We start from the raw sequence: 20,058 nt of genomic DNA on the forward strand, positions 1-20,058 counted from the left end.
TTGATCCTTACTCATTAGCATTTTCTTATATTTGGGGCCGATTTTCAATTGGATTTCAGCCCTGCCCGGGCGCATCTCAAAAGCCATAAGGAATCAATATTTTACGGAGGAGTTCATGGGCGTCGTTGTCACCAACATAGAGCGTGCGGACAAGTCGGTCGTAGACGCCTTCGCGCAGGGCCGGATCGGCGTCGCCACCGTCCATGAGGCCCAAGGGAGAAAGGGTCTCCTCGCGCCGGATATCAACCCTATTTACAAGGGCGCTCATGTGGCGGGAACCGCCGTCACCATCTCCGCGCCGCCCTGCGATAACTGGATGATCCATGTGGCTGTTGAACAATGCGAGCCGGGCGATGTCCTGGTGCTGGCGCCCACCTCAGATTCCGACGCCGGTTATTTCGGAGACCTTCTCGCCACCTCGCTCAAGGCGCGCGGCGTCAAGGCGCTCATTATTAACGCCGGCGTTCGCGACACCAAAGACCTCGAAGAGATGGGATTTCCGGTCTGGTCGAAATGCGTCTTCAGCCAGGGCACGGTTAAAGAAACCCTGGGCGACGTAAACATTCCGGTCGTCTGCGCCGGAGCCTATGTGAATCCGGGCGACATCGTCATCGCTGACGATGACGGGGTGGTGGTTGTCGCCAAAGAAGAAGCCGCCGAAGTTTTGAAAAAATCCCAGGAGCGCGAGGCGAACGAAGAATCCAAGCGCCAGCGCCTCGCCGCTGGCGAACTCGGCCTCGACATCTACAAGATGCGCGAACGTCTCGCCGAACGCGGTCTAAAATATGTCGACCAGAAAGACTGGCTGAAGTCATGATGACGGCAATCCCGGCGACCCTGATGCGCGGGGGGACGTCGAAAGGGCTTTACTTCAACGCGAAAGACATGCCGGGAGACGAAACTCTGCGCGATCAGGTTCTGCTCGCCGCCATGGGATCGCCTGACCTGCGCCAGATTGACGGCGTCGGCGGCGCCCACCCTTTGACCAGCAAGGTCGCCATCATGTCCGCGCCGATGCGCGATGACGCCGATGTCAGCTATCTTTTCCTGCAAGTCGTCGTCGACAAGCCGGAAGTTTCAACCAGCCAGAATTGCGGCAACATTCTCGCAGGCGTCGGACCATGGGCGATTGAAAACAAGTTTGTCGAGGCGAAAGACGGCGTCACGCCGGTGCGCATTCATATGGTCAACACGGATGCGATCGCCGTCGCCCATGTGCCGACGCCTGGGCGTCAGGTTGAATATGAAGGCGACGCGCGCATTGACGGCGTGCCCGGAACCTCTGCCGCCATCCCCATCGACTTTCTCGATGTCGCAGGCTCCAGTTGCGGCGCGCTTCTGCCGACTGGCAACATCATTGATGAGATTGACGGCGTAGAGATGACATGCGTCGATAACGGCATGCCGGTGGTCGTTTTACGCGCCGCCGATTTCGGCCTTAGCGGGTCGGAAAGCCCCGCCGAGCTTGAAGCAAACGAAGACCTCAAAAAACGCATCGAAAGCATCCGGCTTCTGATCGGCCCTAAAATGAATCTCGGCGACGTTGAGAAAAAGACCGTACCGAAAATGACGCTGGTCTCAGCCCCGCAATCGGGCGGCGTCGTTAACACGCGCAGCTTCATCCCGCACCGTGTGCATGAGGCCATTGGCGTTCTTGGCGCCGTCAGCGTCGCCACGGCCTGCATGCTGCCCGGCTCTGTGGCGCAAGGCATTGCAAAACTCGACGCGGGCGACGGCGAAAAACGCCTGGAGATCGAGCATCCCACCGGTTTTTTCACGGTCGATATGGATGTGGCGCTGAGCGACGGCACGGTGGATGTGAAACGCTCAGCCTTGTTGCGCACCGCGCGTAAGCTCATGCGGGGCGAAGTTTATATCCGCTCAAGCGTGTGGGACGGAAAATGAGCGGGGCGCCCGACATATGCCTGATCGGTTTCGGTGAAGTCGGCCAGATCCTCGCCGCCGACCTTGCCGGCAAAGCCCATTCGATTTCCGCATGGGATGTTCTGTTTCCTGACCCGGACAGCGCGCCGTCAAAGGCGGCAGGCGCAATCCGCAAAGGCGCAACCGCACAGGACGCAGCAAAGAACGCCGACATCATCATCAGCGCTGTCACAGCCGCGCAAACCATGAACGCAGTGACAAGCATCGCCGGCGTGGTGAAAAAAGACGCCGTCTTTCTGGACTTGAATTCCGCCTCGCCCGGCGCAAAAACAAAGGCCGCCGCCGCCATCAATGAGGCTGGTGGGCGCTATGTTGAAGCCGCCGTGATGTCGCCCATCGGGCCGAAACGCATCGCGTGCCCCATGTTGTTTGGCGGCCAGCACGCCGAAACATTCCTGCCGCTTGCTCATGAGCTTGGCTTTGCGGGCGCAACAGTTTTCGCTGATGACTATGGCAAGGCGTCAGCCGCAAAGATGTGCCGCAGCATCATGGTCAAGGGCGTTGAGGCGCTGCTGACCGAATCGCTGCTTTCTGCGCGCCATTACGGCGTCGAAGACACTGTCATCGCCTCCCTGTCGGACCTTTTCCCGGGACCGGACTGGAAGGAGCTTTCCACCTATATGATCTCGCGGGCGCTGGAGCACGGGAAGCGGCGCGCGGAAGAGATGCGCGAAGTTGCAAAAACCGTTGAGGAAGCAGGGCTTTCGCCCCTGATGAGTTCAGCCTGCGCAGAGCGGCAGGACCGTTCCGCCGCTCATCGCTATGCACTTACTGAAACTACCCTGCCCGATATGCTGGATGCAATCATCAACGGCGCAAGCCCGGAGCGAGCCTTATGATCATTGACTGTCATGGCCACCAGACCATCGTCCCGAAAGCCCATACGGATTTCCGCGCGGCGCAGAAAGTGCGCCTGAAAGACCCGTCTCTGCCCAAGCCCATGCAGCCGGAAATGAGCGATGATGAAATCGCCGAAGGGATCGAGGCGAACCAGCTGCGCCTGTTAAAAGAACGCGGCGGCGACATGACCATCTTTTCTCCGCGCGCGTCGGCCATGGAGCCCCATGTAGGCGATGCGGAAACCGCAATGGAATGGTCCATCGCCTGCAACAACATGATCCATCGGGTGACGCAGCTCTTCCCCGAGAATTTTATTGGCGTTTGCATGCTGCCGCAGATTCCCGGCGGGTCTCTTGATAACTCCATCGCGGAAGTCGAACGCTGCGTGAACGAACTGGGGTTCATCGGCTGCAATCTTAACCCCGACCCGTCAGGCGGGCATTGGAACGCGCCGCCGCTCACCGACAAATACTGGTATCCGATTTACGAAAAGCTCGTTGAGCTTGAAATCCCGGCCATGATTCATGTGTCGGGATCGTGCAACCCGACGTTCCACGCCACCGGCTCTTATTACATCGCCGCCGACACCAACGCCTTCATGCAGTTCATTCAGGGCGATCTGTTCAAAGACTTCCCCGATCTGAAACTCGTTATCCCTCATGGCGGCGGCGCCGTGCCTTATCACTGGGGCCGTTATCGCGGCCTCGCCGACATGCTGAAACAGCCGCCGGTTGAAACCCATGTGATGAAGAACGTCTATTTCGACACTTGCGTCTATCACCAGCCTGGAATCGATCTCCTCTTCGAAGTGATCGAAATCGAAAATATCCTGTTCGGCTCGGAGATGGTCGGCGCGGTGCGCGGCATCGACCCGCAGACGGGTCAGTATTTCGACGACACCAAACGCTATGTGGACAATTTGGGTTTGTCGGCGGACGACCTATATAAAATTTATGAGGGCAATGCGCGGCGCGTTTATCCGCGCCTAGACAAATTCCTGAAAGCGAAAGGCAAGTAACGCTTCATGAGCGCCGCGAGCGAAACATTCGAAAAGACGCCCGGCTGGCTAGACTGGTTTGACGGGCCGTCGAAACCTAAATTCACGCCGCCGCCTGGCGCCGTCGACGCCCATTGCCATGTTTTCGGGCCGGGTCATAAGTTTCCCTTTGCGCCGGAGCGGAAATACACGCCCTGCGACGCTTCGAAACATCAACTCTATGCGCTCCGCGATCATCTCGGCTTTTCGCGCAATGTGCTGGTGCAGGCGACCTGTCACGGCGCTGACAATCGCGCAACCATGGATGCGGTCATGAGCTCCGGCGGCAAGGCGAAAGGCATCGCTTCCGTCAAACCATCTGTCACCGACGAAGAATTGGAACTCCTCAACGCCAACGGCATCAAGGGTGTCCGTTTCAATTTTGTGAAGCGGCTTGTGGACCCGCTACCCCCGGCCGTGCTCGCGAAGCTCGTGGAGCGCATCAACAAATTCGGCTGGCACATCGTCATCTATTTCGAGGCCGAGGAACTGCCGGAGCTTTACGACTTCATTTCAAGCATTGAGACCGTTGTCGTCGTCGATCATATGGGCCGCCCCGATGTGACGAAGGATGTGGACGGGCCCGAATTTTCTCTCTTCCAGAAACTCATGGAAGAAAATGAAAACATCTGGTCGAAGGTCACCTGCCCCGAGCGGCTCTCAAAATCCGGGCCGCCGACCTATGACGATTTCGTTCCGTTCGGGGCCCGTATCGTTGAACGCTTCCCTGACCGTGTCCTGTGGGGCACGGACTGGCCGCACCCGAATCTGACATCGCACATGCCGGACGACGCCTGGCTTGTCGATATGATCCCGCGCATCGCCCCAAGCGAAGCGCTTCAGCACAAACTGCTCGTAGACAATCCCATGCGCCTGTATTGGCCGGAGGAAGGTAAGTAATGAAACAAAACATTCACGAATATCTGGCCGAGTTTGATGATATTCCCGGCACGCGCGTTTACACGACCGCGCGCGCACGAAAAGGCTATTGGGTGAACCAGTTCGCCATGAGCTTGATGAAGGATGAAAATCGCAAGCGCTGGCTCGCTGACGAAAAAGCCTATCTCGATGAATGGCCGAAAATGACCCAGGAGCAGAAAGACGCCCTGCTCGCCCGGGATTACGACAAGCTGCTCGATCTCGGCGGCAATATTTATTTTCTGGCGAAAGTGTTTTCGACCGACGGCAAATCCTATCTTCAGGCAGTGTCGACCATGACAGGCATGAGCGTCGAAGAATATAGAAATATGATGCTATCCGGCGGGCGCTCGCCCGAAGGCCTGCGTTCGAAAAAGAAAGGTTATTAAGTTCATGGCCCGTATCACTGCAGGCATAACATCAAGCCATGTGCCGGCCATCGGCGCCGCCGTGGATCTTGGCAATACTCAAGACGATTACTGGAAGCCAGCCTTCGCCGGTTTTGACTGGACGAAAGAATGGATCATGAAGCCGGAGAACAAGCCGGATGTCGTGATCCTCGTCTATAACGATCACGCCAGCGCGTTCGACATGAACCTGATACCGACCTTCGCGATTGGATGCGCCGATGAATTTCAGCCGGCGGATGAGGGCTGGGGACCGCGCCCCGTGCCGGTGGTGAAAAACCACGCAGACCTTGCCTGGCATATTGCACAAAGCTGCATCCTAGATGAATTCGATATGACCATCATCAACAAGATGGATGTCGATCACGGCCTCACCGTGCCCTTGTCGCTAATGTTCGGACAGCCCGACGCCTGGCCGTGCAAAATCATTCCGCTCGCCGTTAACGTCGTCACCTATCCGCCCCCGTCGGGCAATCGTTGCTATAATCTGGGCAAAGCCATTCGCGACGCTGTCGAAAGCTTCCCCGAAGACCTGAAAGTGCAGGTCTGGGGCACAGGCGGCATGAGCCACCAGCTGCAGGGAACGCGCGCCGGTCTTATCAATGCTGAGTGGGACAAGAAATTTCTCGATGATCTCACCGCGAACCCGGAACGCCTCCGCAAAATGCCGCATATCGAATATCTACGCGAAGCTGGCTCCGAAGGCATCGAACTCGTCATGTGGCTGATCATGCGCGGCGCGCTCGGCAAAGACGTTCGCGAGCTGCATCGCCATTATCATGTGGCCGCTTCCAATACGGCGCTCGGCCATATCGTTCTCGAACCCACTGAGTAAGCGAAAGGAAAGGATCAACATGACTAAAGTTGTCCTCGCCGGCGCTGGCGCGTTCGGCCTCAAACATCTCGACGGCATAAAGAATATTGACGGCGTTGAAGTCGTTTCCGTCGTTGGCCGCAGACTGGAGCCGACACAAAAAGTCGCCGACGATTATGGCGTCCCCCATGCCTGCACCGACCTCGCGGAAGCGCTTGCGCAACCCGGCGTTGACGCCGCAATCCTGTGCACCCCGACGCAGATGCACGCCGAACAGGCGATCCAGTGCATGGACGCCGGCAAACATGTGCAGGTGGAAATTCCGCTTGCTGATTCATGGTCCGAAGCCGAGGCCGTAATGAAAAAGCAGCAAGAAACCGGTCTCGTCTGCATGGTCGGCCACACCCGTCGATTTAACCCGTCACACCAGTGGGTTCACAACAAGATTACGGCAGGCGAGCTTTCTATTCAGCAGATGGACGTCCAAACCTATTTCTTCCGCCGCAAAAACATGAACGCAAAGGGAGAGCCCCGGTCCTGGACGGATCACCTTCTCTGGCACCATGCAGCGCACACGGTTGATCTCTTCCAGTATCAAACGGGTGAAAAAGTTGTTGTCGCCAACGCCGTTCAAGGGCCGATCCATCCTGAACTCGGGATCGCCATGGACATGTCGATTCAACTCCTGTCGGAAAAAGGGAAAGTTCTGACGCTATCCTTGTCATTCAACAATGACGGTCCGCTCGGCACTTTCTTCCGCTACATTTGCGACAACGGCACGTATATCGCGCGCTATGATGATCTGGTGAATGGCAAGGAAGAACCGATTGACGTTTCCAAGGTTGATGTCTCCATGAACGGCATCGAACTGCAGGACCGTGAATTCTTCGCCGCCATCAAGGAACGGCGCGAGCCGAATTCGAGCGTCGGCAAGGTCCTTCCCTGCTATAAAACCCTTTACGATCTCGAAGAAAAACTGAAGGCGCAAGGCGAACTGTGACGATCAAGAAACGCCGACTGGCAGGACGCGCGGTCAATCCCGTCGGGCTTGGCTGCATGAATCTCAGCCATGCTTATGGCCACCCTCCCTCACCCGAGGATGGGGTGAAGCTGTTGCACAAGGCAGTTGAGCTTGGCGTCGATCATTTCGACTCCGCTGCGCTTTATGGCTTTGGCAGTAATGAAGAACTGGTCGGCCCTGCGCTAAAAACTGTGCGCGACGATATTCTTCTCGTCAGCAAATGCGGCATGCAGGGCATAGACGGAAAGCGCGTCATCGACGGCCGTCCTGAGGCATTGCGCAAGACTCTCGATGACTCGCTGAAGCGTCTTCAGACCGACCGCATCGATTTGTGGTATCTTCACCGTTACGACAAGCTGAACAACGTTCCGATCGAAGACAGCGTCGGCGAAATGGCGCGGCTGGTCGATACCGGAAAAGTCGGCGCCATCGGCCTCTCGGAAGTCTCCGCACAAACCCTGCGCAAGGCCCATAAGGTCCATCCGATTGCGGCGGTTCAATCTGAATATTCTTTATGGTCGCGCAATGCAGAAATCGCCGTCATCGACGCATGTGCCGAACTTGGCGCGTCATTCGTCGCTTTCTCGCCGGTTGCGCGCGGATTTTTAACGGATGTGGATCTCGACCCCGAGAATTTCGCCGAAAAAGATATCCGCCGCGGCATGCCGCGCTTTAACACGCCGCATTTTGAACAGAACCAAAAACTTCTTCCCGCGTTCCGCGAGATCGCCAAGGAGGCAGACTGTTCGCCCGCCCAACTCGCCATCGCATGGACGCTTCACAAGGCGCCCCATATTCACGCCATACCGGGCACGACCTCTATTGGGCATCTGGAAGAAAACATTTCTGCAGACGCCATAACGCTCAGCCCTGAAATCATCTCTAAAGCAGAAGTTCTGATCAACCAGAACACGGTTTCCGGCCCGCGTTATCCTGCAAGCACACAAGCCGAAATCGACACTGAAGAATTCGATCAAACCGCTTGAGAGTTCGAAAGAATTCAAGCGACTGCTCACTAGCAGGGGGAGTTCGGCTCCTGCTGTGAGACCCTTCCCTGCCAGTGGCGCGGTAAACGGGCGCAATCCCTTTGCTCATCGGGAGTTGCATTGCAGGGCGCCGCAACATGATGGCGCCTGGCAAGAAGCGCTGACGTTTTGCCAGGAGACCACAAGGAATGCGCAATTACACGAAATTCTACATTGGCGGCGAATGGATTGAGCCGACTAGCGCCAGGACGCTAGACGTCTTTAATCCCGCCACGGAAAAGGTCGCAGGCAAAATCAGTCTTGGCTCGGTGGGCGATGTCGACAAAGCAGTGAAAGCAGCACGCAACGCTTTTGATTTCTGGAGCCAGACCAGTATCGACGAGCGCATCGCGATGGTGGTGAAAATTGCGGAGGTCTATAAAAAACGGGCAAACGCTATTGGCGAGGCCATCACCGAAGAAATGGGCGCCCCGGCCTGGCTCGCAGGCGGACCACAAACGATGTCAGTCATTGGTCATTTAATGACGGCGATCGACGCCATGAAAGATTTCAAATTCGTAGAAGACAAAGGCGCCAGCCGCGTTGTTAAGGAGCCTATTGGCGTTTGCGGTTTCATCACGCCATGGAACTGGCCCATGAACCAACTCGCCGCGAAGTTTGCGCCAGCGATATTAACCGGCTGCACCATCGTGCACAAACCATCAGAAATAGCGCCCTTCTCAGCCTATATCTTCGCTGAAACTCTCGATGAGGCTGGCCTCCCCGCGGGCGTGTATAACCTTGTGAATGGCGATGGCCCAATTGTCGGCGCCGCGATTTCTTCGCACCCTAACATCGACATGGTGTCTTTCACTGGCTCGACCCGCGCCGGCGTCGAAGTCGCCAAAGCTGCAGCGCCAAGCGTCAAACGCGTTCACCAGGAGCTTGGCGGCAAATCACCCAACATTATTCTTGAAGACGCCGATCTTGACGCCGCAGTCACGGGCTCGCTTGCCACACTCATGATGAATTCCGGCCAGTCTTGCCTGGCACCAACGCGCATGATCGCGCCGAAATCGAAAATGAAGGAAATTATTGAGATCGCCAAAAATGCGGTTGAAGACTGGACTCCAGGCGAACCGGCGACAGCGAAAATGGGCCCGGTCGTCTCCGAGTCTCAATGGAACAAGATTCAAGGTCTTATCGAGAAAGGCGTCGCTGAGGGTGCGACCGTCATCACCGGCGGCCCTGGCAAGCCTGAAGGCCTGGAAACAGGTTATTATGTGAAGCCGACAATTTTCGCCGACGTCACAAATGATATGACCATCGCGCGCGAGGAAATCTTCGGGCCTGTGCTGGTTATTATAGGCTATGACACCGAAGACGAGGCGATCAAGATCGCTAATGACACTGAATACGGCCTTGCGGGCTATGTTCAGAGCGGCGATATCGATCATGCCCGTAAAGTCGCATCGAAAATTCGCGCCGGTTACATCAACATCAACAACTCCCAGATGGATTTCTCGGTTCCTTTCGGAGGCTACAAGCGCTCCGGCAATGGCCGCGAATTCGGTGAACATGCTTTCGACGAATTCCTCGAATTGAAATCGATGCTTGGCCACAACCCGGCCAGCGCTGCATAACTGACACTCAAACAACTGTCGGAATGGGCATGAACACGCCCTGTTTTTAAGGACGAGAAATGGACGGCGCCCCTTCACCCACGGTTCAGGAGCGTGCGCCGCTCTCCAAATTTGAACTCATCGGTCTTGTCGCCTCGGTCATGGCGATGACCGCGCTTTCTATCGATATGATGCTTGCGGCGCTGGGCGACATTGGCGCTGATTTCCACCTCACAAATGAAAATGACCGCCAACTTGTCGTGGTTGTATTTATGTTCGCCTCCGGCGCATCCCAACTTTTCTATGGTCCGCTTTCAGACCGCTTTGGACGACGCGCCGTCTTTATCTGGTCACTCGTTGGCTTTCTTGCCGCAACGCTTCTCTGCGTCGTTGCGACCGCCTACTCCCTGTTTATCGCCGGGCGCGCGCTGCAAGGCGTTGCCGCAGCCGCGGGACGCGTCGTCGCCATCGCGCTAGTGCGCGATCTTTTCAAGGGCCGCGAAATGGCGAGCATTATGTCCATGGCCATGACAGTTTCGATCGTGTCGCCGATCATTGCGCCGGGTCTCGGTCAGCTTATTTTATTTATTGCGCCCTGGCGTTCGGTTTTTATTGTTCTCTTCGCATTCGGAGGCATTTTATTGGCCTGGGTTGCCTGGCGCTTGCCTGAAACATTGAACGCCGAAGACCGCCGCCCGCTCAGCTTCAGCGCAATCGGAAACATGTTAAGCCATTATATGTCCTATCGCACCGCCATCGGATATACGATTGGCACCATGTGCATCATGGCTTCGCTGATGGCCTATCTCACATCGTCACAACAGATTTACGTCGACACATACGGGCTTGGTGCGCAGTTTCCGCTGGCGCTGGGCAGCGTCGCCTTCGCAGTTGGCATCGCCGCAATCGCAAATGCAAATCTTGTGCGCCGCTTTGGCACCCGCCGTCTTTCCCATTGGGCCATCATTGCTTTCGCTGTGATCAACACAGGAAATGCAATCTATCTGTCACTGACAGATGGCGGCACTTTAGCGGGATATCTGGCGTTCCTGATCGCAGCCTATTTCATGATGGGCCTGATCACTTCCAATTTCAGCGCCATCGTGATGGAGCCCATGGGCAAGATGGCGGGCACAGCCTCTGCCGTTTACGGCTTCGCCACAACGACAGGATCGGCGTTGCTAGGCGGCCTTGCAGGAAGGCTCTATGACGGAACGGCGGTTCCCATCGTCACATCCTTCGCCGTCTTCGGCTTTATCGGGGTCATATCTGTTCTTGTGACGGAACGAGGGCGGCTGTTCATTGAGCCACCCTCAGAGGTCGCCTAAAAGTCGCCCCAGACGTCACGCACAACATCGATGATGAAGCGCATTTTCGCCGCTTGATGCTCGACCATGATGTCGTTGCCATGCTCCGTTGAGGAGAAGCCGCATTGCGGCGACAGAGCCATCTGATCCAGCGGCATGAACTCCGCCGCCTCGTTGATCCGGCGCTTGATGTCGTCTTTGGATTCAAGCTCGCCCAGCTTGGAAGACACCAAGCCCAGAACCACGGTCTTGTCTTTCGGCACGAAGCGCAGCGGGCGGAAATCACCCGACCGGTCATCATCATATTCAAGGAAATAACCGTCCACATCGAGCTCGTTGAACAGCACTTCCGCAACCGGCTCATAGCCGCCTTCCGCAGCCCACGAGCTTTTGAAATTGCCGCGGCACAGATGGATCGCCACCCGCATATTGTCAGGCCGCGTTTTGATGCTCTCATTAATCCAGCGGGCATACATGCGCGGCAGCTCATCGGGATCTTCGCCACGGTCTTTCGCGGCGGCGCGCTGTTGCGGATCGCACAGATAAGCAAGATTGGTGTCGTCAAGCTGAAGATAGGTGCAGCCGGCGGCGCCAAGCGCCTCGATTTCCTGCCTGTAGGCTTTAGCCACATCTGCATAGAACTCATCCATGTCCGGATAGGCTTTCTGGTCTACTGCGTTCCGGCCGCCGCGGAAATGCAACATGGTAGGTGATGGAATCGTGACCTTCGGCGTCTGGCTGGTCACGGATTTCAGAAATTTGAAATTCTCGACTTCGATTGGTTTGGCGTGGCGGATCTTGTCATTGATTTTCATGACCGGCGGCGCGAAATCGAGCTCACCCGTCGCGCTCTTGAATTTCTTCGACATCCCGCCTTCCTCGACGACGCCGTCAAGCTGAACCAGGAAGTCCACATGGAAATAGCGGCGGCGGAATTCGCCGTCGGTGATGCCTTTCAGGCCAAGATCTTCCTGAAACTTGGCGATCCCCCTGATCGCCTCGTCCTCAACAGCCCGCAGATCAGCAGCCGATATCCCGCCATCCCGGAACTTCGCCCGTGCATCCATCAGCTCTTTCGGACGTAGGAAGCTGCCCACATGATCGGCGCGAAATGGCGGTGTTTTCATAACAGGAGATCCTTTCAAATCACTTTTAAATCAGCGGGTTAGGGCAAAAATCACAGAAACCGCGCATAGCGGGATGGAAAAGCGGCGATCACGAATCCCACTTTTATCCCACTCCGGGGTTTCAACGCAGATCGCAGCCGAACACAAGGGGTGCTCAGACTACCACTCACATTTCTTTATATGTTTATATGATTGCGCTAGAGCCGTTCGGCATGCCAGCGAAGGTGGTCTTCAATAAAACTGGCGATGAAGTAATAGGAGTGGTCATAGCCATCCTGCATTCGCAGGACATAGGCCTGACCAGCCTCGGAAGCGGCGTTCGCGAACAGTTGCGGCTTTAATTGCTCCACAAGGAAATTATCCGCCGCGCCCTGATCGATCAGGATTTCAGCCTTGCTGGGCTGCTTGGCGACCAGCGCCGTCGCATCATACTCCGCCCAGGCGCTTTCATTAGATCCAAGATAATTGGAGAACGCTTTCTTGCCCCACGGGACCTGGCTTGGCGCGACGATAGGCGAGAAAGCGGAACATGTTTTGAACTTGTCAGGGTTCTTCAGGTGGATCGTCATGGCGCCATGCCCGCCCATGGAATGCCCGAAGACCCCGGCGCGGCCTGCATCCACCGGGAATTCTTTTGCGATTAGCGCGGGCAATTCTTGAGTGCTATAGTCATACATCTTGTAATGCTTTGACCACGGCTCTTGCGTCGCATTGAGATAGAACCCGGCGCCAAGACCAAAATCATACGCGCCTTCCGGATCGTCCGGCACGCCTTCACCGCGCGGAGACGTATCCGGCGCAACAATGACAAGTCCGAGTTCGGAGGCGACACGCTGCGCGCCCGCTTTGGTGATGAAGTTTTCTTCTGTGCAAGTCAGACCCGAGAGCCAGTAAAGCACAGGAAACGGGCCGTTTCCTTCGGGCAGGTAAACCGCGAAATTCATATCGCAAGAAAGGGCTGTCGACGCATGGCTGTAGACGCCCTGCGTCCCGCCGAACGATTTCACTGAAGATTTCTGTTCCATCGTAGTCCCTTTCAAAAGAAAGCCGCGCGGCCTTAATTGGCCGCGCGGATTAAATTTCTAACCGCGTTACTCAGCCGCGAAACAATAGGTGCAGATCTTGTTGCCGTCAGGATCGCGGAGATAAGCCGCATAGGCCGTCGGCGCAAAAGCGCGCGGGCCCGGTTCGCCTTCGCATGTCCCGCCAGCCTTGAGGCCTTCTTCGTGGAACGCGTGCACTGCTTTCCGGCTCGGCGCTACAAAACCAAGCGTGCCGCCATTCGCATAAGTCGCCGGTTTGCCGTTCGCGGGTTTAGTGACGATGAATTCCGGCGCATCCTGTCCGTACATCATGCCGTGATCACCCATCGGCCCCATATTTTTGTAACCGAGCGCGCCAAGCGTCGCATCGTAGAAGGCTGTCGCTTTTTCGAGATCGTTGGTGCCGAGCACCATATGCGTAAACATCGCCATTTTTATTGCTCCGGTTTGCTTCGGGCCCCTTGGCCTGTAAGCAGTAGCTGCTGGTCTTCGTCTTTCCGCCGTCAGCAGCCGGACGGCGGAAAGACAACGCTGTGAAAAACTAGAAAATCACCACACTGCGGATCGACTTGCCTTCATGCATCAGATCGAAAGCCTTGTTGATGTCTTCGAGCGGCATGGTGTGAGTGATGAGCGGGTCGATTTCGATCTTTTTGTCCATATACCAGTCGACGATTTTCGGCGTATCGGTGCGACCGCGGGCGCCGCCGAAAGCCGTGCCCTTCCAGACCCGGCCCGTGACAAGCTGGAACGGCCGCGTCGAGATTTCCTTGCCCGCTTCCGCGACCCCGATGATAATCGACTCGCCCCAGCCGCGGTGACAGCATTCAAGCGCCTGACGCATCACGTCGGTGTTGCCGGTGCAATCGAAAGTATAATCCGCTCCGCCCCCGGTGAGTTCAACGACCTTGTCGACCACATTGCCGGCGCCGATTTCTTTCGGGTTGACGAAATCAGTCATGCCGAATTCGCGCGCAATCCCTTCGCGGGCCGGATTGATGTCAACGCCGATAATCTTGTTGGCGCCAACAAGCCGGGCTCCTTGAATGACGTTGAGACCGATGCCGCCAAGACCGAAGACGGCGACATTCGCGCCGGGCTCCACGCCCGCCGTCCAGACCACGGCGCCGACGCCGGTCGTCACGCCGCAACCGATGTAACAGGCTTTGTCGAAGGGGGCGTCCTTGCGGATTTTCGCCACGGAATATTCAGAAAGCACCGTGAAGTTCGAAAAGGTCGAACAGCCCATATAGTGATAAAGCTGCTTTCCTTTCCACGAAAACCGGCTGGTGCCGTCGGGCATGACGCCTTTGCCCTGCGTCGCGCGCACAGAGGTGCACAGGTTCGATTTCTGCGACAGGCAGGTTTTGCACTGGCGGCATTCGGCAGTGTAGAGCGGGATCACATGATCGCCCGGCTCTACAGAGGTCACGCCCGGCCCGACCTCGCGCACGATCCCTGCGCCTTCATGACCGAGGATTGACGGAAAGATACCTTCTGAGTCCTTGCCTTCAAGAGTGTAGGCGTCTGTGTGGCAAATGCCGGTCGCCATGATTTCAACGAGAACCTCGCCCGCTTTCGGTCCCTCAAGGTCGACTTCCTCGATCACCAGCGGTTTGTTTGGTTCAACGGCGATAGCGGCTCTGGTCTTCATCTCTACCCTCTTTCGATTTCCGCATGCAGCGGCGCTGAATTCGCCGCCTCATACCATATTTCCTCAGCTTTTCTCGCTTTTTTATGGAAAAACAACGGACCTGACAGACGGTCTGACCTCGAGTTTTCCACAGGCCGGCAATTCCGGTGGAGCCGGCCGGCGCCTAGAGTTTCGCGGCGATGTCGGCGCCTTCGCGCAGCACCTTGAGCTTTTTCCAGGTGACGTCCGGATCAATCTTGCCATAGCCGGCGAACGTCCCAAAACCGCAATCGGTTGAGGCGATGACGCGGTCCTTGCCGACAATGTTGATAAAGCGCTCCAGCCGCTGGGCGACCAGTTGCGGATGCTCCACATAGTTCGAACAGGTGTCGATGAGACCCGGCGCCAGCTTCTTTTCATCTGGAATTTTCGCATCACGCCAGACGGTCCACTCATGCTCGTGACGCGGATTGGCCGCCTCAAACAAGATGGTGGCCGGACGCGCCTTCAGAATAACATCGATGACCTTTTCAAGATCAATGTCGCAATCATGGGGACCTTCATAATTGCCCCAGCAAACATGCATGCGCATGCGGTCCGCGGGAATGCCTTCCGTGGCTGCGTTTAACGCCTCTACATTCGCCTCGGCGATTTTCAGAAACTCCTCGTCTGTTGCGTTTTGAAATCCTGTATGGCGCGACATGGCGAGATCGGGACAGTCGAACTGAATGTCAAAACCGGCCTCAATGATCGCGTCATATTCAGGGCGCATTGCGGCGCCCAGATCCGCGAGATATGCCTCATGAGTTGGATAATGACGGTTGGTCTGAAACGCTGAGATAAGCCCCGGCGAGGCGGAGTTCATAAAAGCTTTTACGCCCTTGCCGTTTTTCTCCAGCGCTTTTTTGAAACGGCGAATGTCTTCATGGGCGGGCTCTAGATTCACCAACTTGACCGGTCCAATACAGGACGCGCGGGTAAATTCCTGCGAGCCCATGATCGCCGACAGCTTTTTCGCGAGATCGGGATGCGCCGCCAAATCCTTCGCGGGCTGCCTGTCCACATGGCCGCCAAAGCCCTCAAGCCGCTCCGTCATGTAGGTCGAATAGCCGACCTTACCGAGCTCACCGTCACTGACAATCGTCACCCCCGCAGCGATCTGTTTCGCGACAGCTTCATCAATCGCCGCCTGAACAATGCGGTCGAATTCATCTACATCGTATTCTTCACCGTGATCGCGGGCGAGCAACGGTTTCACCAGTTCGGGCCCACGCGGCAGACTGCCCACATGGGTCGTATCAATCAGGCTCACGAAGTCTTCTCTTTCTTCTGGAAATAGGCGATGGCGCGCACTTCATAACTCACCCGTGTAACAGGGGCTATTTGACTGGCGTCGTGGAACGCGGTGTGCGGCGTTCGCCATGCATGGGAATGATCGGAGTCATGAAACTTGATGAACACGACTTCATCACGCGTCATATCCGGGAAGTACCACCAGCGATGACCGGGATTGTGAAAAAAGATCGTCGCGGCGACCATTTCCTCTTCACCCGGAATCGGATCGAAGCGGTGTTCATATGGCGGAATTTCGTCAACATCGACTTTAGTGTTTGAAACGCCTTCGTCATCATTGACCGTCGAGGCCTCGCATAAAGCCAGCGGCCAGTCCTGCGGCGGATCACTCAAAACACGCCACAAGCTGAAAATGATGAACCGGTCATAACCGGGGCCGCCCGGCGCTGTTTTTTCATACAGCATTTGCGCGATTCTGTTGGACGTGAATTCGTTGAAGTCCACATGCGCTTCGGCGGCGGGCGGCTGAACGATCGCGCTTGTCGTCCCGCTGGTGCGCAATTGCCCGCCCATGATAGCCACATGGTCAGCGCCTGTCATTTCCATCGCAATATGTTTTACTTCGTCATCATATATGGAAGAAATCTTCGCCTTGTCCTCGAAGTCGTCAAGCTTCGTCGGATAAGACGAAATTGCAAAACCATGTTCGTCAAGCGTGAAAGGCTTTTTCGCGTTGCGCGCATTGCGGATGGTTACCGGATAGGGCTGATATTCGCCGGTGTTCACTTCCTCCCCCGGCGCCCAGAAACGCCGGTTGATTAAAGAAGTAGGTTTTAAATAAGAAATCTGGGCGTCAACGCTTTCACTCATGACGAACTCCCCTTCAGGAATACAAAGACCCTCAATCCTTATAACCTTCGCGCGCACGGCTATTGTCGATTTCAACCGGCTTTCCGGTAACCGGGTGCGGATAATGGAACGGCACGATATCCGTCGCCGGCCACAGCCGCGGCGCGGGATCGATCAACGCGTCAGGGCCGAGCGGATCTTCCGGATAGGTGACAGTAGCCATGGGAATAAAGTCGATGGGGGTCTTGCCCCAACCATCCTGAAACGTGCCATGCCAATGCGGAAAATAGGCGAGCCGCGCGATTTTCCAGACGCCATCTTCACGCACATACTCGTTTTCGTAGATGCCCCCTTCCCACCATTGGCGCTGGTCGCCACTGGCGCTTTCATGGGTGCCGGCCTGCATCATGGAGCGTCCGCGCACCTTTGCGGTTTTGCGATCCGGCGCCACATCAATGATCATCTGCAATTGCGGATGATCGAGCAGCCAGCCATAGCGAGGTCCATTGTGATTGTCGGTGAATGTCTTGCGGAAGCGTTCAATATAGAGCCGTTTAACGCCTTCTATCCCTTTATAGATGCCGCCCAGGAACCAGACCTCGCCATCTTTCGCGAAAAGATCGGCGACTTCATTATACTGGGACTTGTCGATGAAGTAGCCATAAGCATATTGCAGCTTGCGCACATCATTTATGTCCTGCTGCACGCCGAGGTCATGCTCCAGCGCTTCAATACGCTTCTCAAGCTTCGCCAACATGTCGGTGTCCGTCATCAAATCCTCCCTTGCGCGGTGGCGGAATTATAGGGCGATCCCCATCCAATTCCAGTTCTCAACGCACCATCCAACAGCTCAAAGCCATAACAGAACGCCTTTAAGTGCAACATCATGCGCCATTCCGCGAAGCCTCTTCGACAGAGTAGTGAGATCGTTTCATCGATGCTTATGATCAGGCCAAATTTATCGAAATCGCCTCAGGACAGGGAGTAATACGCAATGCGAGATTTCAAGGGTAAAACCGCTTTCATCACCGGCGGCGCATCCGGCGCCGGCTTTGGCCAGGCTTGTGTCTTTGGCGATGCAGGCTGCAAAATAGTGATCGCAGACATACGCCGCCCCGCCATTGACGAGGCGCTCGACAAACTGAAAGCGCGAGGGATCGAAGCCTATGGCGTCGAACTCGACATCACCGATCGCGCAGCCTACGCCGCCGCCGCCGATGAAGCCGAAAAGGCCATGGGTCCGGTAGAGCTGCTCTTTAACACAGCGGGCGTATCGATTTTTGGCCCGCTCGAAAAAGCATCCTATGATGACTATGACTGGATTATGAACGTCAACTTTAATGGCGTCGTCAACGGCATGCAGACCTTCGTTCCACGCATGATCGAACGCGGCAAAGGCGGTTACATCACCAACACCGCCTCTCTTGGCTGCTTCGTCGCCGCAAGTGTCGCCGGCATTTACTCCGCCTCTAAATTTGCTGTGCACGGCATCACGATGGCGATGAAAGATGCGCTGACGCCATATGGCATTGGCGTCTCCGTTCTTTGCCCTGCGAACATCAAATCGAACATTGCGGAATCTGTGGACACGCGCCCGGCAAATTTGTCGAATTCCGGATATGAAGTCGATGAGGACGAATTACAGGCGCTGCGCGAGATTTACGCAGAAGGAATGGAGCCGGAAGAACTTGCCCAGCATACGAAAGCGGCAATGGAAAAAGACCAGTTCTACATTATTCCATATCCGGAATCGCGTCCCATGCTCGAAATGGTTTTCAAACAGGTCATTGACGCTTTGCCGCCTATGGATAGCGACAAAGCAGGACAGGAGAAACGCCACAAGGCGATGATGCGCTATCAGGAAGCGCGGAAGGAAATGGACGCCAAGCGCTATAAAAAGAAATAGCCGCTACAGACCGGGCGTTGGCTCCATAGCCTTCGCCCGCTTGATCGGCGCGGTTTCTGTCAGGAACAGGCCAACTATACCGGAAGCAATTGCAAAGCCGAAAATGATCCATAACGGCGCCGTCAATCCGAATTTGTCCGCCGCCATCCCCGCAAAAAACGGTGACAACACGCCGCCAAAAACTTCCCCCGTCGCCATGACCAGCGCAAGCACGGTCGCAATGTGGGGTGATTGAATCGTTTCAGACGGCACGGTCGCCATGAAAAGCGGGAAACAGCCATTGAGCGCCCACCCAAAGAAGAAGATGACCGCCAACACCCAATAAGAGCCGTCGAAGAACATGGCGCCTAAGGGGAGGATTACGCCAAGAAACGGAATAATAACCAGCACCGGCTTGCGCCCGATCCGGTCAGAAAGCCCGGCGACGACAAAGCTGCCGACGGTTGCGGATATGCCGAGGGTGCCCATGAGCCAGCTCATCACACCTGGATCGACACCTTTCACCTGCGTTAGGTAAAGCGGCATAAACGCCCATGTAATCACCAGATACGAAACCAGCATGACCGAAACGATGGAGCAAACCACAATATTTTTATAGGAAAAGGCTTCCTTGAGGGTCAGCCTGTCCGACGCGCCTTCTGATTTCTCCTCAGCAGGCGGTTCATCAATGAACTTCCAGATCAACAGCGCTGTAACAATCCCCGGAATCCCCGCAAGGAAAAAGGCGCTTCGCCATCCCCAGGCGGCGGCGATAGCAACCAACAGCACCGGGGCGACGAACGACCCGAAAAAGTTTGACCCGAAATTCTGCATCACGCCCATTGCAAGACCGCGGTGACGTGGATCGACCTCGCGCACAACAAGGGCATGGGAGATCGGATTGATGGGCCCTTCCGCTGCGCCCATCAACAACCGGGCGCCGAGCAAAAGCAGAAATGATGTTGCGAGTCCCGACAGCACCGAGCAGAGAGAAAACACAACAATTGCGACAAGCAGAAACCCTTTGCGGTTTGCGGCTTTGTCCGATGCGGCGCTGATCAAAAGACCGGCGACCGCCCAGGTGAGCGAAAGCGCTGAGGCCAATATGCCAACATGCGTGTTGGTGAGATTCAGGTCAGGCTGAACAAATGGCATCAAAAAATTGAGCGCATTGCGATCAAAAAACACTATGCCGAAATTGAGGCTTAAGAGCGCCACCAGAACAATCTGATATGCTGCGCCTCTTTTGGGCGCCGCCATTGGCGCTGTTTGTTCTGCCGTCACCGTACCCTCGCCTATTGCTTTATGTTTTGTCTGTTTTTTATACGCTAGCCGCGCTCACAAGACTTGGCAA

At 56.0% G+C, this 20,058-nt stretch carries 20 protein-coding genes; 12 read left to right on the top strand and 8 right to left on the bottom strand.

The features are described 5' to 3' along the window. The first annotated feature begins 115 nt into the window (after positions 1-115). From ACFOOP_RS15890 to ACFOOP_RS15940, 11 genes are all read left to right on the top strand, one after another. Positions 116-817 carry a 4-carboxy-4-hydroxy-2-oxoadipate aldolase/oxaloacetate decarboxylase gene (locus ACFOOP_RS15890; RefSeq protein WP_379882114.1) on the top strand — a complete coding sequence of 234 codons (702 nt, stop codon included), beginning with the start codon at positions 116-118 and terminating at the stop codon, positions 815-817. Then, the gene (locus ACFOOP_RS15895) at positions 814-1,905 is read left to right on the top strand and encodes a 4-oxalomesaconate tautomerase (RefSeq protein WP_379882115.1); all 1,092 of its coding nucleotides are present in this window, start codon (positions 814-816) and stop codon (positions 1,903-1,905) included. Before ACFOOP_RS15890 ends, ACFOOP_RS15895 begins: the two co-directional genes overlap by 4 nt. Further along, a complete protein-coding gene (locus ACFOOP_RS15900; protein WP_379882116.1) occupies positions 1,902-2,783 on the top strand; it encodes an NAD(P)-dependent oxidoreductase in 882 nt (293 codons plus the stop codon). Before ACFOOP_RS15895 ends, ACFOOP_RS15900 begins: the two co-directional genes overlap by 4 nt. Then, a complete protein-coding gene (locus ACFOOP_RS15905) occupies positions 2,780-3,802 on the top strand; it encodes an amidohydrolase family protein (protein ID WP_379882117.1) in 1,023 nt (340 codons plus the stop codon). The genes ACFOOP_RS15900 and ACFOOP_RS15905 overlap by 4 nt, the downstream gene beginning before the upstream one ends. A 6-nt stretch (positions 3,803-3,808) precedes the next feature. After that, positions 3,809-4,720 (top strand): amidohydrolase family protein, encoded by a 912-nt coding sequence (locus ACFOOP_RS15910; RefSeq protein WP_379882118.1) that lies wholly within the window; start codon positions 3,809-3,811, stop codon positions 4,718-4,720. After that, entirely contained in the window at positions 4,720-5,127 is a 408-nt protein-coding gene (gene ligA, locus ACFOOP_RS15915) for a protocatechuate 4,5-dioxygenase subunit alpha (RefSeq protein WP_379882119.1), read from the top strand. The genes ACFOOP_RS15910 and ligA overlap by 1 nt, the downstream gene beginning before the upstream one ends. A 4-nt stretch (positions 5,128-5,131) precedes the next feature. Further along, a complete protein-coding gene (locus tag ACFOOP_RS15920; RefSeq protein WP_379882120.1) occupies positions 5,132-5,980 on the top strand; it encodes a class III extradiol dioxygenase subunit beta in 849 nt (282 codons plus the stop codon). A gap of 19 nt (positions 5,981-5,999) precedes the next feature. Continuing rightward, positions 6,000-6,959, top strand: a complete 960-nt coding sequence (locus tag ACFOOP_RS15925) for a Gfo/Idh/MocA family oxidoreductase (RefSeq protein WP_379882121.1) — start codon at positions 6,000-6,002, stop codon at positions 6,957-6,959. A gap of 2 nt (positions 6,960-6,961) precedes the next feature. Further along, positions 6,962-7,966 carry an aldo/keto reductase gene (locus ACFOOP_RS15930; protein ID WP_379882907.1) on the top strand — a complete coding sequence of 335 codons (1,005 nt, stop codon included), beginning with the start codon at positions 6,962-6,964 and terminating at the stop codon, positions 7,964-7,966. Between the two features lie 188 nt (positions 7,967-8,154). Further along, positions 8,155-9,588, top strand: a complete 1,434-nt coding sequence (locus ACFOOP_RS15935; protein ID WP_379882122.1) for an aldehyde dehydrogenase family protein — start codon at positions 8,155-8,157, stop codon at positions 9,586-9,588. 59 nt (positions 9,589-9,647) lie between these two features. Next, a complete protein-coding gene (locus ACFOOP_RS15940; protein WP_379882123.1) occupies positions 9,648-10,895 on the top strand; it encodes a multidrug effflux MFS transporter in 1,248 nt (415 codons plus the stop codon). Here ACFOOP_RS15940 and ACFOOP_RS15945 read toward each other — a convergent pair. From ACFOOP_RS15945 to ACFOOP_RS15975, 7 genes are all read right to left on the bottom strand, one after another. After that, the gene (locus ACFOOP_RS15945; protein WP_379882124.1) at positions 10,892-12,001 is read right to left on the bottom strand and encodes a 5-methyltetrahydropteroyltriglutamate--homocysteine S-methyltransferase; all 1,110 of its coding nucleotides are present in this window, start codon (positions 11,999-12,001) and stop codon (positions 10,892-10,894) included. The two genes, ACFOOP_RS15940 and ACFOOP_RS15945, sit on opposite strands and share 4 nt — an antisense overlap. A 197-nt stretch (positions 12,002-12,198) precedes the next feature. Further along, complete coding sequence (gene fghA, locus ACFOOP_RS15950; protein ID WP_379882125.1) at positions 12,199-13,026, bottom strand: S-formylglutathione hydrolase; 828 nt, start codon at positions 13,024-13,026, stop codon at positions 12,199-12,201. Between the two features lie 66 nt (positions 13,027-13,092). Then, a complete protein-coding gene (locus ACFOOP_RS15955; RefSeq protein WP_379882126.1) occupies positions 13,093-13,476 on the bottom strand; it encodes a VOC family protein in 384 nt (127 codons plus the stop codon). Positions 13,477-13,585: 109 nt separating this feature from the next. After that, positions 13,586-14,698, bottom strand: coding sequence for an S-(hydroxymethyl)glutathione dehydrogenase/class III alcohol dehydrogenase (locus ACFOOP_RS15960; protein ID WP_379882127.1), 1,113 nt, complete (start codon positions 14,696-14,698; stop codon positions 13,586-13,588). 163 nt (positions 14,699-14,861) lie between these two features. Further along, positions 14,862-15,989: a cobalamin-independent methionine synthase II family protein gene (locus ACFOOP_RS15965; RefSeq protein WP_379882128.1), complete on the bottom strand. Its 1,128-nt coding sequence runs from the start codon at positions 15,987-15,989 to the stop codon at positions 14,862-14,864. Next, on the bottom strand, positions 15,986-16,840 hold the full coding sequence (locus tag ACFOOP_RS15970; protein WP_379882129.1) for a CmcJ/NvfI family oxidoreductase: 855 nt from the start codon (positions 16,838-16,840) through the stop codon (positions 15,986-15,988). The genes ACFOOP_RS15965 and ACFOOP_RS15970 overlap by 4 nt, the downstream gene beginning before the upstream one ends. A gap of 31 nt (positions 16,841-16,871) precedes the next feature. Next, positions 16,872-17,591 carry a nuclear transport factor 2 family protein gene (locus tag ACFOOP_RS15975; protein ID WP_379882130.1) on the bottom strand — a complete coding sequence of 240 codons (720 nt, stop codon included), beginning with the start codon at positions 17,589-17,591 and terminating at the stop codon, positions 16,872-16,874. 222 nt (positions 17,592-17,813) lie between these two features. On the opposite strand from ACFOOP_RS15975, the gene ACFOOP_RS15980 reads away from it, so the two are divergent. Then, positions 17,814-18,725, top strand: a complete 912-nt coding sequence (locus tag ACFOOP_RS15980) for an SDR family NAD(P)-dependent oxidoreductase (protein WP_379882131.1) — start codon at positions 17,814-17,816, stop codon at positions 18,723-18,725. 3 nt (positions 18,726-18,728) lie between these two features. On the opposite strand, the gene ACFOOP_RS15985 is transcribed toward ACFOOP_RS15980, so the two are convergent. After that, the gene (locus tag ACFOOP_RS15985) at positions 18,729-19,988 is read right to left on the bottom strand and encodes an MFS transporter (RefSeq protein WP_379882132.1); all 1,260 of its coding nucleotides are present in this window, start codon (positions 19,986-19,988) and stop codon (positions 18,729-18,731) included. Positions 19,989-20,058 lie beyond the last annotated feature (70 nt).

The sequence above is a fragment of the Hyphococcus aureus genome, from assembly GCF_042643165.1.
Lineage (GTDB): Bacteria > Pseudomonadota > Alphaproteobacteria > Caulobacterales > Parvularculaceae > Hyphococcus > Hyphococcus aureus.

Bases quoted from the DNA above. Each gene is read 5' to 3' on its own strand.
- ACFOOP_RS15890 (WP_379882114.1), top strand. From the start codon at position 116: ATGGGCGTCGTTGTCACCAACATAGAGCGTGCGGACAAGTCGGTCGTA.
- ACFOOP_RS15895 (WP_379882115.1), top strand. From the start codon at position 814: ATGATGACGGCAATCCCGGCGACCCTGATGCGCGGGGGGACGTCGAAA.
- ACFOOP_RS15900 (WP_379882116.1), top strand. From the start codon at position 1,902: ATGAGCGGGGCGCCCGACATATGCCTGATCGGTTTCGGTGAAGTCGGC.
- ACFOOP_RS15905 (WP_379882117.1), top strand. From the start codon at position 2,780: ATGATCATTGACTGTCATGGCCACCAGACCATCGTCCCGAAAGCCCAT.
- ACFOOP_RS15910 (WP_379882118.1), top strand. From the start codon at position 3,809: ATGAGCGCCGCGAGCGAAACATTCGAAAAGACGCCCGGCTGGCTAGAC.
- ligA (WP_379882119.1), top strand. From the start codon at position 4,720: ATGAAACAAAACATTCACGAATATCTGGCCGAGTTTGATGATATTCCC.
- ACFOOP_RS15920 (WP_379882120.1), top strand. From the start codon at position 5,132: ATGGCCCGTATCACTGCAGGCATAACATCAAGCCATGTGCCGGCCATC.
- ACFOOP_RS15925 (WP_379882121.1), top strand. From the start codon at position 6,000: ATGACTAAAGTTGTCCTCGCCGGCGCTGGCGCGTTCGGCCTCAAACAT.
- ACFOOP_RS15935 (WP_379882122.1), top strand. From the start codon at position 8,155: ATGCGCAATTACACGAAATTCTACATTGGCGGCGAATGGATTGAGCCG.
- ACFOOP_RS15940 (WP_379882123.1), top strand. From the start codon at position 9,648: ATGGACGGCGCCCCTTCACCCACGGTTCAGGAGCGTGCGCCGCTCTCC.
- ACFOOP_RS15945 (WP_379882124.1), bottom strand. From the start codon at position 12,001: ATGAAAACACCGCCATTTCGCGCCGATCATGTGGGCAGCTTCCTACGT.
- fghA (WP_379882125.1), bottom strand. From the start codon at position 13,026: ATGGAACAGAAATCTTCAGTGAAATCGTTCGGCGGGACGCAGGGCGTC.
- ACFOOP_RS15955 (WP_379882126.1), bottom strand. From the start codon at position 13,476: ATGGCGATGTTTACGCATATGGTGCTCGGCACCAACGATCTCGAAAAA.
- ACFOOP_RS15960 (WP_379882127.1), bottom strand. From the start codon at position 14,698: ATGAAGACCAGAGCCGCTATCGCCGTTGAACCAAACAAACCGCTGGTG.
- ACFOOP_RS15970 (WP_379882129.1), bottom strand. From the start codon at position 16,840: ATGAGTGAAAGCGTTGACGCCCAGATTTCTTATTTAAAACCTACTTCT.
- ACFOOP_RS15975 (WP_379882130.1), bottom strand. From the start codon at position 17,591: ATGACGGACACCGACATGTTGGCGAAGCTTGAGAAGCGTATTGAAGCG.
- ACFOOP_RS15980 (WP_379882131.1), top strand. From the start codon at position 17,814: ATGCGAGATTTCAAGGGTAAAACCGCTTTCATCACCGGCGGCGCATCC.